Here is a 15,001-nt window from a genome sequence, read left to right as displayed (position 1 = left end):
AAGTTCCGGTAAGAATAGCTATGAACTCAAACTTTATGATAAACTCATTTTATCATGCACATCTTTAGTACTGTTACTGAAATTCCAGATAAAACCTTGCCAGAAAGCTTTGAGATGTGGCCAGTCGCGTTTAAACAAATATCCTATCATATTTTTAGGCACAGCTATCAGGTAGTAATAAATAAACATCAGGAATTTCTGGAAGCCAAAGGTATTGCGGCGTAAATAAAGCAACCTGTTTCGGCTGTAATAATATGTTTTTAAAGTAGAGCCTTTTCCGGTACTCATCGATTCTTTATGCCAGACCCTGCTTTTAGGTTCATACCAGATGGTATAACCTGCCCGCTTGAATCTTTCACAATAGTCCATTTCTTCATAATACAGAAAGAAAAGTTCGGCCATCATGCCTACTTTTTCGAAGGCTTCTCTCGAATACATCATGGCTGCGCCATGTGCCCTTGAGGTAGGCCGGGCTACTTCGTGTTGTCCTTTATCTTTTTCTAAATGACCAATTGAAAAACCTCTGCCTGTAACCGGGTTGATAGGCAAGAAACCTGCAAACTGAATAGTGTCAGGTTCATCGAAATAGAGTAGTTTGGGACAAACTATACCGATATTTCTATCGCTTTGCATACGCTGCACCAATGGCTCCAAGAATCCCGGGTCAACTTCTGTATCATTATTCAATAAAAAAAAGTAGTCGCCTGTGGCGGCTTCCATGCCAAGATTATTGCCACCAGCAAAGCCTAAATTAGCTCCGGTTTCAATATATTTAATCCAGGGAAAATCAATGGGTAGCTGGTGTCCCGGTTCTTTATTACTATTATCAACCACAATTACCTCAATAGAGGGATAGGTGATTTTCTCCAAAGAACGAAGTAAATCGGCAGTTACAGCAGTACCATTGAAATTGACTGTAATAATTGAAACTTTAGGTGCTTTGCTTGACATAAAAGACTAAACGTAATTGGTAAGCTTTATACTCAGGAAAGTTAAAGGCTCAAAAGTGATGAGAAACAACCTTAAACATTCTCAGACTGTAACAAGGCAGGGAATGTCATAAAGAAAATTTTCATATCATATTTGAAGGAGAAGTTTCTTGCATACTCAATATCTAACTGAATTCTTTCTTCTTCGGTCATGTCTTTTTTACCTTTGCCTCGTTTGGTTACCTGCCATAGTCCGGTTAAGCCTCCGGGGCCTGCAAAACGCTCTATGTATTCATCAGTTGTCAGCTTTTCTGCCTCATATAAGGGCAAAGGACGATTGCCAACCAAAGACATATCTCCTAAAAAAATATTGAACAGCTGAGGTAATTCATCTATACTACTATTGCGCAAAAATTTACCTAATCTCGTAATACGCGGGTCGTTCTGAAATTTCATGAAAGCCACTTTTTCTTTCTTCTCAGTTAAGTACATTTTTTCACAAACCATTTCACCGTCCAGATATAATTGCTGTTGGCAGGTACCTATACCGGCACAGGTTTCGCAGAGCCCGATTGTTTGTTTGGTTTCTGTATTTTTGGTGTACATATTCAGCGAACCCATGTTTTTAATCAGCTTATCGGCATCAGTTCGCATGGTACGGAATTTATAAATGCTGAAAATCTTGTATCCGGCACCTACACGTTTCGATAAATAAATAACCGGACCTTTAGAGTCAAGTTTGATTAAAATAGCTACGATGATTAAAAGCGGTGATAACAACAATAGTGCTAATCCGGTTGTGGTTACATCTATAAATCTCTTCCATAAAGGAATTTTCACATCTAAAATACTGGCTTTGGTTTGCTGCATCGCTTTGTAATGACGACGCTTAACGAAATAGTCGAGACGGGTAATTAAGTCTCCGCTACTAAAATCACTCGGATAGATGTCGTCACCACCTTTTTCTTGGATTTCTTTCAATAATCCATGTGTAATGTGGTCGCTTGTAATAATTACCGGTAGTGTCCTTGTCCAGGCTTGTCCCCGAATGGTTTCTAAGAATTTTAAGCCACCGCTACTTCTGCCAATGACAACGGCATCGGGCGGATAAGTATTTTTCAGGTATTCAAGACAGTTTTCAGCGCTGTTCATCACTTTTACATGAATTTTCTCTCCGAATCTCTTCAGAAAATCCACTACTGCTTTGTCATCTCTTTCAACTAAAATTATCTTAATCGGAAGTTTTTCTGCTTCTGTAAGTGTCGTAGTATTTGGTACAGTATTATTCATATAAGAATGATGAGGTTAATATGAATCAACTATAGATTTTGGTTTTACGCGTCGTAAAATCGCTTTGATTTTAGCATGTACTTCCATTGGATTGAAAGGTTTCAGCATAAAGTCGTCAGCTCCGATATTCAGACACTCAATCCGTTCCTTACTCTCGTCAGTCCCTGAAAGAATAATGATTGGTAAATCTGCATACAGATTACTGGCTCTTATTACCTTCGTAAATTCTTTACCGTTCAGATTCGGCATATTCAGGTCAGCAATAATAAAGTCGGTATCGTTTCCGGCCTCAAGCCAGCTCATACCTTCCATACCATCGTTCTTGGCTGTTACTTCAAACTCTTTATTAAGGAAATGCTCTAAAACTTTTCTAATACTTGCCTCATCATCAATTATCAGAAGTTTTAATTTTTTGTTCATCGTTATTAAGTTTTGAGAAAATTTAGAAAAGCATTGGTAATATTCTGTATTTAACCCTATTTAACAATTGAGAAAGCACTATTGGTAGATTACTGTGTCTGAATGTTGCAATAGTGTTAACAGAAATATTCTTTGCTATGATTACAGTTTTTTATTAACCTTTCAGTCAATAAGTTATATAGCAATTATTTTGCCAAAATACATATAAATCTGGTTTTTATAATTGCCTGAATGTTAAGATTTGAGGTAGCAGATAAATTTTTATCGATAGCGTGAATGGTTAATGTGGTTGGTGTAATTCGTCGTAAATCTTTTCAACTTCCCGTGTCATACGTGCTACATTATAGTTCTTTTCAACAGTCATACGGGCTTCTTTCCTCAGTTGCTCCCGTAAAGCTTTATCATTGGCTAAACGTATCAGGGCATTGGCCAATTCATCGGGGTTGGAAGGTTGTACTAATAAACCGTTTTTCTCATGTACAATTACTTCTTTTGTGCCATCAATAGCAGTGGCTACTACAGCTTTTGCCATAGCCATAGCTTCTAATAAAGCAATGGGTAAGCCTTCCCATAATGATGGCAGACAAAAAATATCAATAGCATGAAGTATATCCGGTATATCTTCTCTGAAGCTCTCAAAAATAACCCTTGAATTAATGCCTAAATCTTCGGCCATTTTCAAAACTTCTTCTTTACTATCGCCATCGCCAACCAACAGGAATTTTATCAGGCTGTCGGCAGGAATCTTTGCTATGGCTTTAAGCAAGGTAAAAGGGTCTTTCTGGGATGTCATACGTGCAATAAAGCCCACTAAAACTTCATTTTCTTTAATGTTAAACTCTTTTCTTACATTTTTAAACGATTTATTGAGGTCAAATTTTGCCAGATTAATCCCATTGGTAATGACGGTGGCATTTTTCATGCTGAATCTTTTGGCACCATCTTCATAGTTGCTCTTAGAAACGCAAATGGTTTTTGTGGCGTTTTTCACTAAAAACTTTTCACTGTAAGTTCTGAGAGTTTTAACCAGAAAATTCTGGTCGTTGTGAAAAGACCAACCATGAACGGTATATAGTAAAGGAATGCCCAGTTTTTTAGCAGAAGAATAGGTATTAGAATTGGCTCTTGTGCCGTGGGCATGCACTATATCTATTTTCTCTTCTATCAGAATTGTTTTGACTTTATCCCATACAGATATATCAAAGGGTTTTTCGGTATAAATCATATAGGTTTTTACACCCATAGCTTTCATTTTATCAACCATTGGACCTTCAGTAAAAGAAAGCACAACTGATTCGTATTTGTTTTGGTCCAGCGTACTTACCAAATCAAGAACATGGGTTTCACCACCGCCTATTTTCCCTTGTCTGATTGTTTGTAGAATTCTTATTTTTTTGTTTTCCGGCATTTGGGTGAGTAAGAAAAGTTAAATGTATAAAACAAGAAAATATGCACAAACCTGATGCCAAGTCTGCTAAATAATAGTAAACCTTTTCAAACTTTTTATCGGATAACTTGGACGCAGATTGTTTTTTGATTAGATGAATGGAAAAGTTAGGTATATAACCGAACCAACAAGGTAAAGTATGTGAGAAACAGTATTGACAAGGGGCATCAGTACCAGGCAAACAAAGAGCGTTTATCATAACTGCAAAAGTCTATCATAAGTGTCAGTTTTTCACTGTTTATGATAGACTTTTACTATTTATAATAAAGACTGGTTTTCTATTATTTCTTTAATTTCTGATAACGCAATAACCCTTCCAGAAAATAATAATCAGCATAAACCAGTGGTACGTCTATTTCTGATTTAAGAGGCTTGGCACCTACCGAATGTTTGAGTATGAAATGGTTGTTCTCACCTAAATTTGCTTTATAAGCAGGACTTGCCAGATTTTCTAACATGGTTTCGGCGGCATCAAAATAAACTTTGCTTTTGGCTTTGCTTACATAAGTACTCAACTCTAATAAGGCTGATGCTGTAATAGCACCTGCAGAGGCATCACGTTCTTCGTTCGGGATATTAGGTGCATTAAAGTCCCAGTAAGGAATTTTGTCTTTAGGTAAGTTTGGGTGATTCAGGTAAAAGTCAGCGATTTTCTCAGCTTGTGCGAGATATTTTTTGTCTTTGGTTTCTCTATACATATCGGTATAGCCATATAACGCCCATGCCTGACCTCTTGCCCATGCCGATTCGTCGGCATAGCCCTGATGTGTGCCTTTTTTCAGTACCTCACCATTTTCACCATAGGCAATTACATGGTAGCTGCTATTATCCGGGCGAAAATGATTTTTTATGGTATTATCTGCATGAGTTACGCTGATATTGTAAAATTCTTTATTACCAGATTCACGTGCTGCCCAGAATAGAAATTCAAGGTTCATCATGTTATCCACAATCACCGGATATTTATAACCTTTCCAGTTATTCCAGGATTTGATTACACCTACTTTCGGGCCAAAACGGGTAGCCAAAGATTTAGCTCCGGTAAGCATGATTTCTTTGTATTTCGGGTTTTTGGTCAGACGATACCCATTACCAAAAGGACAATACAGCATAAAGCCCAAATCATGCGTGCCTGTGTTGTATTGTTCTTTTTCTATGGCCATTGTCCATTTGTCGGCTGCCTCTTTCCATTTCTGGTCTTTGGTTTGTTCAAAAATATACCATAGAGAACCGCCAAAGAAGCCACTGCACCACCAACTGGTAGGCATATCTCTTGGAGAGCCATCAGGATTAGTCGATTGCGGTGTTTTAGTAATATCAGGATGGCTTTTCAACATGCCTTCATATTGCTGGGCAGCAAAGGCAAATTCTTTCGCTACATCAATTTTCTTCTGGCCAAGAACAATTGATGAAACAAAAAGCAGTGCAATAATCAATTTAGAGGTAAGTTTCATTTGTATAAACGGTTGAAAATAAAAAATAAGCGTATGAATAAATAGGTACTAACGCAGCTCTGAAATTGGAATAAAATCCATATCTGAAAAAGACTGGTTTTCGCCTGCCATACCCCAGATAAACGAATAGTTGGAGGTACCACAACCTGAATGAACCGACCAGGGTGGTGAAATGATTGCCTGATGGTTGCTAATCCAGAGATGGCGGGTTTCTTGTGGTTGCCCCATCAGGTGTAATACCCCATGATTTTCGGGTACATCAAAATAGCAATAGGCCTCCATGCGGCGGTCGTGTGTATGAGAAGGCATTGTATTCCATACACTACCTATTTGTAATACGGTTAAACCCATCACCAACTGGCAACTCTTGATACCCTCTAAATGGATATATTTATAAATTACCCTTTGATTGGCTGTTTCAATGGCACCCATCACAGCCGGAGAAGCCTCTTCTTTGGTCATGAGTCTGGTTGGGTAAGTGGCATGTGCAGGTGCAGAAAGAATAAAATACTTTGCAGGATTTGTACTGTCGATACTTTCGAAAACTACTTTTTTTACTCCTTTACCTACATAAAGGCAGTCTAATTTGCTAATGCTAAAAACCTCGCCATCTGCCGTAATTTTGCCATCACCTGCTACATTGATGATACCGATTTCTCTTCTTTCCAGAAAATAATCAGATTTTAATTCATCATAAGTGCTTAGGTTTAAAGATTCGTTCTTAGGCATAATTCCGCCTAAAATCATACGGTCATAGTGAGAGTAAACTATATGTATCTGGTCAGGTGTAAACAAAGTTTCTACCAGAAAATTACTCCTTAATTCGGCAGTATTCATGCTTGCCGTTTCTTTGGGGCTACTTTCATATCTTGCTTGCATATGTTTTAATTTAGTGATTTTAAAAATTGAGTGATTGAGTGATTGTGTCTTTGAACTGTGATTTAACTGATTTTAGGATTTCACTGATTCCTTAGTCTGATAGAGGTATTTGCAATAGAGACTAATCACTTAATCACTAATTCACACAATCACTCAATAGTTTACCTTCCCATCCAGCCGCCGTCCACAGTCAGGATAGTGCCGTGTATATAATCAGAAGCTGATGAAGCCAGAAATACTGCGGGGCCTTTGAAATCTTCGGGTTCTCCCCAACGCCCTGCCGGAATACGGGCTAATATCGATATGCTTCTGTCGGGGTCATTTCTTAAGGCTTCCGTATTATCAGTGGCAATATACCCCGGCGCAATGGCATTTACGTTAACGCCTTTCGATGCCCATTCATTGGCTAATGCTTTTACTAAACTACCGATAGCTCCTTTACTGGCAGCGTATCCAGGTACATTGATACCTCCCTGAAAGGTTAGTAATGAAGCAGTAAATATGATTTTCCCTGATTGCCGTTCTACCATTCCGGCTCCTATTTCACGTGCCAGTATAAACTGAGAATCAAGATTGATAGTCATTACTTTATCCCAATATTCGTCCGGATGTTCAGCGGCAGGTTTGCGCATAATAGTACCTGCATTATTTATTAAAATATCAATAACCGGAAAATCGGCTTTAACCTGATTAATAAATTGATAAAGACTCTCTCGATTACCGAAGTCGGCCTGATAGGCTTTAAAATTTCTCTGTAAACCTTTAACGGCTATTTCTACCGCACTATTTTCTAATTCGATACTGGCAGATACCCCTATGATGTCGGCACCTGCTTCTGCAAGCCCGATAGCTATGGCTTTACCGATGCCTTTATTGCAACCTGTTACAAGGGCAACTTTGCCTGAAAGATTGAACATTTTTCTGAGAGTAATAAAGTTAGTCTAAGATAAAGCCTACAAATAGGCCTTTGAAATCATTCAAATTTATACACGAAGATGCAAACGCAACATAGGAATAAACAAATAAATAATTGACTTTATTTATGCAATCGTTATCGGGAACGTTACCAAAAAAACTTCCTGCTACCATAGGTACAGATAATTTTAATATCTTTGATAGTTGTTCCTGTTCAGAGATTCGTTCTCTAATGAGCCAATTATAAAATTGTATTTTACTTACGCATCTTGGAAGCTATAACCATCAAAGATATTGCTAAGGCACTTAATCTCTCTACTTCTACGGTTTCGAGGGCATTAAGGGGCAGCTATGAGATTAATTCCGAGACGAAAAAACTCGTGTTGGAATATGCTGAAAAGATGAATTACCACCCTAACCCGATAGCACTGAGTTTAAAAGAAAACCGGAGCAGAGCCATAGGGGTAATTGTGCCTGAAATAGCCAATAACTTTTTTTCTCAGGCGATCAACGGAATTGAAGCAGTTGCTTATGACCGGGGATACCATGTGGTAATTTTTCAGAGCCATGAGTCTTACGAAAGAGAATTGAGTAATATTCAGCATCTGGTAGGACGCAAGGTAGATGGTTTACTGATTTCTTTATCAGGTGAAACTACCGATGTAAGTCATTTGCAGGAAATACAGAGGAGGGGAGTGCCATTGGTGGTTTTCGACAGGATTTCGAATGAAATTGAAGCGAATAAAGTAATTGCTGATAATTTTCAGGGAGCTTTTGAGGCAACAGAACACCTTATATTATCTGGCAGAAAACGAATAGCCCATATTACAAGCCCTTCTTTGCTTTACACAACCAGTCAGAGATTAGAAGGCTACAAGGCAGCACTCGAAAAACACGGAATAGCCTTTGATGAAAACCTGGTGCGATATTGCGGGTTTGCACCCGAAGAAGCACAGCAGGTGATTTTTGACGTATTAGATAAACAGCACCCTGATGCTATTTTTACAGCCAGCGACCGCCTTGCGCTTGATAGTTATGCGGCTGTAAAGGCAAAAGACATTGATATACCAAAGCAGGTTGCTTTTATAGGGTTTACCAATTTACAGGTAGCACACCTGTTAGACCCACCTTTGAGTACTGTTGTGCAGCCTGCCTTTGAAATTGGTAAAACTGCCGCTGAAATTCTTTTAGAGACTATTGAGAATAAGCAAACAGCCAAAGCCGTGAAAACTGTAAAAATACCTACAGAAGTTAATCTGCGTACTTCTTCCAATTAAAAATCCACAAACCATAAGCCTGTGGATTTATTACCTAAACTAAACTATATAAGATTAAAAAGAAAATCTTTATTGAATTGTAAGATTAAAATCTAAGTTTACATCATCACTGCCCGGTGCAGAGGTACCATCTTTTACTTCTTTGCCATTTACAGGCGGCTGATGACGTAATTGTACTTTTAATTTACCTGTGCCAGCGGCACCTGTCTGTACTGTGCCAGCCAATCCAATCGGAAAATTACGGGCATCTTTGTCGGTATAGGTATAAGTCAAGAGGCTTGTTGGTGATGGTGTAAATACAAATAAATGTTCGTCGCTCTCAGTAGCTACTTCATTTGTAATATTTTCTGCAGGTGTTTTTGACTCATCTAACAACTCAACTGTAAGCGTATAGCTGGTATTGGGTTTAAGAGTGATATTGTCGAATTTAGTAGGGGTGTTTCCTCCTTCACCGTCGGGGTCATTAAATACAAAGGTTTGTGTATTACCTGCAGAGGTGAAATTTAATTTTACTGTCGTGATGATTTCATTTTCTTCTTCTATATCTACAGAGGTGTCTTTACAAGCTGCCATTGAAAACAACAAGGCTAAAGCAAAGTAACTGAAAATACTGATGCGATTTTTTTGCATGGGTTTTAGATTTAATGATGATTTTGTGTTTGCAACAATGGTGCAAATATAAGATCACGTTTTTTCTTATGCAACAATATTGCAAAAATAATATCTGTCTAAAAAAATAGTTTCAGAAAGAATACTTGGCTCTTATAACAAAATTTCTACCTATTTCATCAGCAAAGTATCTGAAGCGGTTCAGGTAATCGCGGTAGTTAGTATTTAATAAATTATTGACTGTGAGCGATACGTCTAAGCTATTTTTGTTATTAAATTTTAATTGTTGCGTAAACGCCGCCGACCAAAGCATATAAGCGGGTGGGGGAGGCGCAAAGTCGCCACCATACTGATTAAAGATAATTTCATCTGCCGGAATCTCGCTGAAAATTACTTTAGCAGGCACACGGCTCTGTTTTGCTACGTATAGGTTTGTGAGTGAAATACCGCTCTTTTTCCATTCATAACGTAGTGTATTTTCCCAACGATTGGGTGGAATCATAATTAATGGCTGTGCATGGCTGATATCCTGTGCTTGCAGATACGATAATTTAGAGTTGAGCGAAATATGCTTCTGAATCTGGAAATTTCCGGTTAAATCAATTCCTCTGAAACGTGCATTGGTTTGCGTGTACCAGAATTCAGGGAATGCTCCACGGATAGTAAGGGTAGGGCGTCCGGTTGGCGCCAGAAAAATAAAGTTTTGTATATAGTTATTATACATATGTAATTCTAACTGGAATAGTCTGGTAAAATAATTGGTTGTAAAAGATAAATTAGTGGCTACTTCGGCATTCAGGTTTTCGTCGCCTTTTTCATAACTGGCTGCACCATGATGTACACCATCGCTATACAATTCATTGACAGTCGGGGCACGCCAGGCAGAAGTAAGATTAAAGAGAAAATTCCACTGTGAATTGGGTCTGAAATTTACTCCGAAAGTACCAGTAAAATTTTCATTTTTCTTCAGACTCTCAACCATATCCTGCTGTCCTCTGGGTATTCTATATACATTCAGCGTACGGAAGTCGTATCTTACTCCTCCCTCTATTTCCCATTGGCTTTTTACAATTCTTTCAATAAGAAATATGCCACCTGTTGTGTTCTGAAAATTAGGAATCAGAACCGTTGAAGAACGAGGTTCCCGTAAGTTGCCTGTAGTCAGATTTTGTTGAAAATTGGCATTCACGCCAATAGAGCCTGTCAATAATCTGAAGAGCGGCTTATGCTCAAAAAGCAATTCTCCGGTATACGTAGTTATCTGAAAAAGCTGCACAAGGTTTTTATCGCCCCGCAGAATATCTACTTCTTTTCTGTAATTATACTGACGACCTAACGTAAGTGATAATTTACCACCCGGCAAAGCATGAATAGATTTGAGTTTTAACAGATTGTGTTGTACGTCCTGATACGGGCGACCGATAGTATAGGTAAAGTTTTCGGGCGTATAAATACTCAATGGGCTACCACGATTGATGGCTTCAATCAAATCAGTTACATTACCGATATGTGACCCTGAGAATACGCCAATCTGGGTATTAAACTGGCTAAAGAAAACCTCTGATTGCCAGTTTCTTCTTTTATAATTGGCGCCAACCGAAAAATTGATTTCTGAAACACCTGTATTGGCTAATCTGTAATCGGGCGTTGAAATATCACCCCCTCTTTTAAAAGTGCCCTGTAAGCGATACCCAAAAGATTGCGGAACTGCTACCTTTTTAGGTCGAAGCCCACCTTCTACAATGGCTGATGTTACAATCTGATTGCCATTGGTAAAGTAAACGGTATTTACTTCACCACCTATGGTGGTGGAGTCAGGCAGGGCTTCGGGTTCAAGCATAACTACCCCAGCTATGGCATCAGAGCCATATCTTACACCTGCCGCACCTTTCAGTACAGTTATTTTCTTAGCTACAAAAGGGTCAATCTCAGGGGCATGTTCGCTACCCCATTGTTGTCCTTCCTGCCGAACACCATTATTCAGAATCAGCACACGGTTTGAGTGCATGCCATGAATAACAGGCTTTGAAATAGAGCTACCTGTCTGGAGTGTGGTTACCCCTGAAATCTGTTTCAGGGTTTCACCTAAAGATTGACCCCGTGTCTGGTCAAGTGCAGCATTTTCTAATACATTTTTGGTTTGGGTCAGGTTATCAATCTTTTCGGCTTTAATATCAACATTAGCTAAATGCAATTCGCCTTCCGAAAGTTTAATTTCCTGTTCAGCTTCATGAACAAGTTTAATGGTATAGGTTTTCTCCTGATAGCCTACAATCCGACCAATGACTGTATAAGTACCCTGGCAAAGGTTAGCCATATGATAATGCCCGGTCAGGTCAGTAACAACACCTTTATTTAATTCTTTTATAAATACTACTGCTCCCACAATAGGCTCTTTCGTAACATTATCAAGCACTACTCCATGTATGAAGCAGTCGCAATGAATGGGTTTAGCGGTTTCTTCTTTGGTCTGGCTGAAAGAGGAGAAGTATAAAAAATAAAAGAATAGGGAAAAGACTTTCTTCATTGGTTCAATCGTACGATTATCAGGGCGTACTGTTATAAATGCAACTATATTGCAAAATTACAAATAAAGATGAATAATCTGTAGAAATGAGATTAAAAGTAGATGAAAATACTAAAATAATAGCTGTCTTTTACCTATATTCCATCGTACACCGAATGAGAATATATTGCTTGTGGTGGTTTGTGCTGTTTCTGGATAATTCACTCTTCTGCTCTGAAAGCCTGCATCTATAAATAAATTATGACCCAGCATATACGAAGCTCCAACCTCAATGTATTGAATATTAGCCTCGTTGCCTTGCCCGATAAAGTTATTGTAATCGTAAGGGCGTAAGAGATTATAATTACGCTGAATATTCCCCCCCCAGTTAATAAAATTATAGTCTTCGCCGTGTTGGGCTATCATCAGATTATAGTTCAGGGTTAGTCTTTTAACAGGCTGATAACGGGCAATGAACAAAAACTCACGGAAATTTGCCCCCAAAGGATGAGCCAGAGGCATATTATAATGTATAAAATTGCTGTAAGTAGAGTTATGACTGTAAATATAAGGCCGTGCCAGGTTATATTCAAACTGCAAGTCAAGATTCTTCACCCCCAGGGCGTCTATATAGCGAAGGCCGATTTGTGTAGCATATTTTGTTGCCCACCAGCCTTTTCTTTGAAAATGTTTGAAGTTAAACTCGTCTAACACCAATTGCCCGTAAAGCGAAAAACGACGCAGGAAATTATACTTAAAGTCGGCACCGATAATTGAATTATCTACACTCCCTAGGTGTCCTTCTACATACCGGTAGAAAATAACAGGATTAAGATAATTGACATCAAAACCTATTTTACGCTGCCCAAATACAACGGTTTCAAACAGACCAATATTAAGGTTTTTGGTAACATTGGCACTCAGGTGATGAAAAGTAAAGTATTTAGGCGGAATTTGCTCGGTGCCATCTTTGGCTACGGGTACCTGCTTATTAACAGCCTGTGCAAATATATTGATGTACTGAAACCGTCCTACCTGTGTAATGGCTTTCAGGTGCAAATAAGGTGCCGAGAAGTCAGAAAGGATTAATGATCTTATGCCAGAGCCAATAAAATTTTTGTCGTGTCCGAACTGTAAGGTAAGATTTTTTAATGCCTTAAACGTAATGTAACCTCTTGCCGAAAAGAAGTCGGTTACCATTCTGGTCGAATCATTATTGGTAACTTTGGTAAAACCCTCGTAAGGGAAACCATTATATAGTCTTGAATAATCTCTTACATATTGCGGATAGGCAATCTGGTTTTCGGTAAGCATGGTATAAAAACCTAATTTCTTATTCAGGTTTCCTCTGAGTTCTATTCCACGTGTATTCGTAAACGGGCTATTGTTCGTCAGATTATCGTTACCAAAAGCAAACTGAAAAATCGGGCTGATATGTATATCAAAGTCCTCGTTCTGAAAATAATAAAAGTCTGATTTTTTCTGGAGGAAATATTTGAGCAGTGGTTTTTTAGTATTATTCTGGGTGTTTTTACTTTCGTCTATCCCGTCAGGATAAGCATCGGCCAGCCATTCCCAGCTATCATTCTGCAAATAAGCCAGATTAAAATGGTCAACTTTAGAAAGTTTTGCAGAAGAATCTTTTTCTAAATTAACAATAAACCCTATGAGGTCTTTACGAGTTATAGGTTTAACATTGCTATAAAATTTATTGGAGAGTTTACCGCTTTTTATTTCATAGCGTTCAATATAATGCAAATAATCGCTATTCAGCGGAGTAAACGTACCTTGTGCCGAAGAACTAAAACAAATTACTCCCAGAAAAAAGATAAAACTCAAACGCATTAAAATATGTTCTTTTATATAGCTAAGGCTATTTGGTGCGAAATTACGGATAATTCCTTAGTTTATCTTACAGATATTGTAATTTTGTGCAATACGTGTATATCGGGCACACTATATGATTAACAAAAAAAGCAAATCTTTGTTCAATCATACTGATTATTAAAACACTCATATTCTTTATGAAAGCATTTGTTATTCCTGAAATTTATAAGAGTACTGTCATTGGCAAAATAAAAGAAATACGCAGAACCAAAGACAGGTTGAAGAAAGATTTTACACCTACTATATTAGATTTAGGTCCTGTCAGGTTTCTGATTGCCCGCCATTTTGGTTTCTGTTACGGGGTAGAAAATGCTGTTGAGATTGCCTATAAAACAGTGAATGAAAATCCGGAAAAACGAATTTTCTTATTGAGCGAAATGATTCATAACCCTGATGTAAATGCTGATTTGCAATCACAGGGGGTAAAATTTCTGATGGATACGAAAGGCAATCAGTTGATTGACTGGAAAGAACTGAATCCGGACGATGCGGTAATTGTACCTGCTTTTGGTACAACCTTAGAGATTCAGCAACAATTAGAGGCTTTGCAGATAGACCCTTATAAATATGATACTACCTGCCCCTTTGTAGAGAAAGTCTGGAATCGTGCCTCGCAGATAGGCGAGCGAGGATATAGCATAGTGGTACACGGCAAACCAAAACATGAAGAAACCCGTGCCACTTTTTCGCATAGCAAAGAGAATGCGCCTACGGTGGTGGTAAATGATATGAAAGAGGCCCAACTACTGGCACAATACATTACTCATTCATTACCAAAAGAACAGTTCTATCAGGATTTTGAAGGGCAATACTCACAAGGCTTTGACCCTGATAGAGACCTGATGCGTATCGGAGTAGTAAACCAGACAACTATGCTGGCATCTGATACCCAGGCTATAGCCGATTATCTGAAACATGTAATGATTACGCACTACCAACTACAACCACAAGAGGTTGAGAAACACTTTGCCAATACACGTGATACGCTTTGTTATGCTACCAGCGATAACCAGCAGGCAACTTATGCGTTGCTGACAAACGAAGCAGACTTTGCCGTAGTGGTAGGAGGGTACAATAGCTCCAATACCTCGCACCTCGTAGAGTTATGCGAAGAGAAACTGCCTACGTTTTTTATACAGTCGCAACATAAGATTTTAGACAAAAATCTGATTCAGCATTATGACCTGCATACCAGACAGGAAGTAACAACTGCATTTATTCCTGAACAGGAAAAAACAACTATTCTGCTTACGTGTGGTGCCTCATGCCCCGATGCCGTGATGGAAGCGGTGATGATGAAGATTTCATCTTTTTTTAATATTACCAAAGAAATAACCGAAGTAGTTGAGGCGTTAGAGTAGTACAAAGTGTAAATATTACCCGATTTA

Annotated in this window: 12 protein-coding genes; 2 read left to right on the top strand and 10 right to left on the bottom strand. The window is 38.5% G+C overall.

Features of this window, described 5'->3' with window-relative positions:
* Window positions 1-33: 33 nt before the first annotated feature.
* The 7 genes from EWM59_RS04825 to EWM59_RS04795 form a co-directional block, all read right to left on the bottom strand.
* Window positions 34-951, bottom strand: coding sequence for a glycosyltransferase family 2 protein (locus EWM59_RS04825; RefSeq protein WP_130019810.1), 918 nt, complete (start codon window positions 949-951; stop codon window positions 34-36).
* A 71-nt stretch (window positions 952-1,022) separates the two neighbouring features.
* Window positions 1,023-2,219, bottom strand: a complete 1,197-nt coding sequence (locus EWM59_RS28645) for a sugar transferase (protein ID WP_310587829.1) — start codon at window positions 2,217-2,219, stop codon at window positions 1,023-1,025.
* Window positions 2,220-2,234: 15 nt separating this feature from the next.
* Window positions 2,235-2,639: a response regulator transcription factor gene (locus EWM59_RS04815; RefSeq protein ID WP_130019809.1), complete on the bottom strand. Its 405-nt coding sequence runs from the start codon at window positions 2,637-2,639 to the stop codon at window positions 2,235-2,237.
* A 280-nt stretch (window positions 2,640-2,919) separates the two neighbouring features.
* Complete coding sequence (locus EWM59_RS04810) at window positions 2,920-4,047, bottom strand: glycosyltransferase (RefSeq protein WP_130019808.1); 1,128 nt, start codon at window positions 4,045-4,047, stop codon at window positions 2,920-2,922.
* Window positions 4,048-4,367: 320 nt separating this feature from the next.
* Window positions 4,368-5,540: a glycoside hydrolase family 88 protein gene (locus EWM59_RS04805; protein WP_130019807.1), complete on the bottom strand. Its 1,173-nt coding sequence runs from the start codon at window positions 5,538-5,540 to the stop codon at window positions 4,368-4,370.
* Between the two features lie 48 nt (window positions 5,541-5,588).
* On the bottom strand, window positions 5,589-6,419 hold the full coding sequence (gene kduI / locus EWM59_RS04800; RefSeq protein ID WP_130019806.1) for a 5-dehydro-4-deoxy-D-glucuronate isomerase: 831 nt from the start codon (window positions 6,417-6,419) through the stop codon (window positions 5,589-5,591).
* A 161-nt stretch (window positions 6,420-6,580) separates the two neighbouring features.
* Entirely contained in the window at window positions 6,581-7,336 is a 756-nt protein-coding gene (locus EWM59_RS04795) for an SDR family oxidoreductase (RefSeq protein ID WP_207219939.1), read from the bottom strand.
* 267 nt (window positions 7,337-7,603) lie between these two features.
* Between EWM59_RS04795 and EWM59_RS04790 the strand changes: the two genes are divergently transcribed.
* Window positions 7,604-8,611 (top strand): LacI family DNA-binding transcriptional regulator, encoded by a 1,008-nt coding sequence (locus EWM59_RS04790; RefSeq protein WP_130019804.1) that lies wholly within the window; start codon window positions 7,604-7,606, stop codon window positions 8,609-8,611.
* A 69-nt stretch (window positions 8,612-8,680) separates the two neighbouring features.
* Here the strand turns inward: EWM59_RS04790 and EWM59_RS04785 are convergent, their stop codons facing one another.
* The 3 genes from EWM59_RS04785 to EWM59_RS04775 all read right to left on the bottom strand — a co-directional run bounded on the left by EWM59_RS04785 (window position 8,681) and on the right by EWM59_RS04775 (window position 13,571).
* Window positions 8,681-9,241 (bottom strand): hypothetical protein, encoded by a 561-nt coding sequence (locus tag EWM59_RS04785; RefSeq protein WP_130019803.1) that lies wholly within the window; start codon window positions 9,239-9,241, stop codon window positions 8,681-8,683.
* Window positions 9,242-9,353: 112 nt separating this feature from the next.
* Window positions 9,354-11,747, bottom strand: a complete 2,394-nt coding sequence (locus tag EWM59_RS04780; RefSeq protein WP_130019802.1) for a TonB-dependent receptor — start codon at window positions 11,745-11,747, stop codon at window positions 9,354-9,356.
* Between the two features lie 111 nt (window positions 11,748-11,858).
* Window positions 11,859-13,571: a capsule assembly Wzi family protein gene (locus tag EWM59_RS04775; RefSeq protein WP_130019801.1), complete on the bottom strand. Its 1,713-nt coding sequence runs from the start codon at window positions 13,569-13,571 to the stop codon at window positions 11,859-11,861.
* A gap of 179 nt (window positions 13,572-13,750) precedes the next feature.
* On the opposite strand from EWM59_RS04775, the gene EWM59_RS04770 reads away from it, so the two are divergent.
* A complete protein-coding gene (locus EWM59_RS04770; protein WP_130019800.1) occupies window positions 13,751-14,974 on the top strand; it encodes a 4-hydroxy-3-methylbut-2-enyl diphosphate reductase in 1,224 nt (407 codons plus the stop codon).
* Window positions 14,975-15,001 lie beyond the last annotated feature (27 nt).

It is taken from the genome of Emticicia agri (genome assembly GCF_004168285.1).
Classification (GTDB): Bacteria; Bacteroidota; Bacteroidia; order Cytophagales; family Spirosomataceae; genus Emticicia; species Emticicia agri.
Note: the sequence above shows the minus strand (reverse complement) of the source record. Positions and strands in the feature narration are given on the sequence as shown.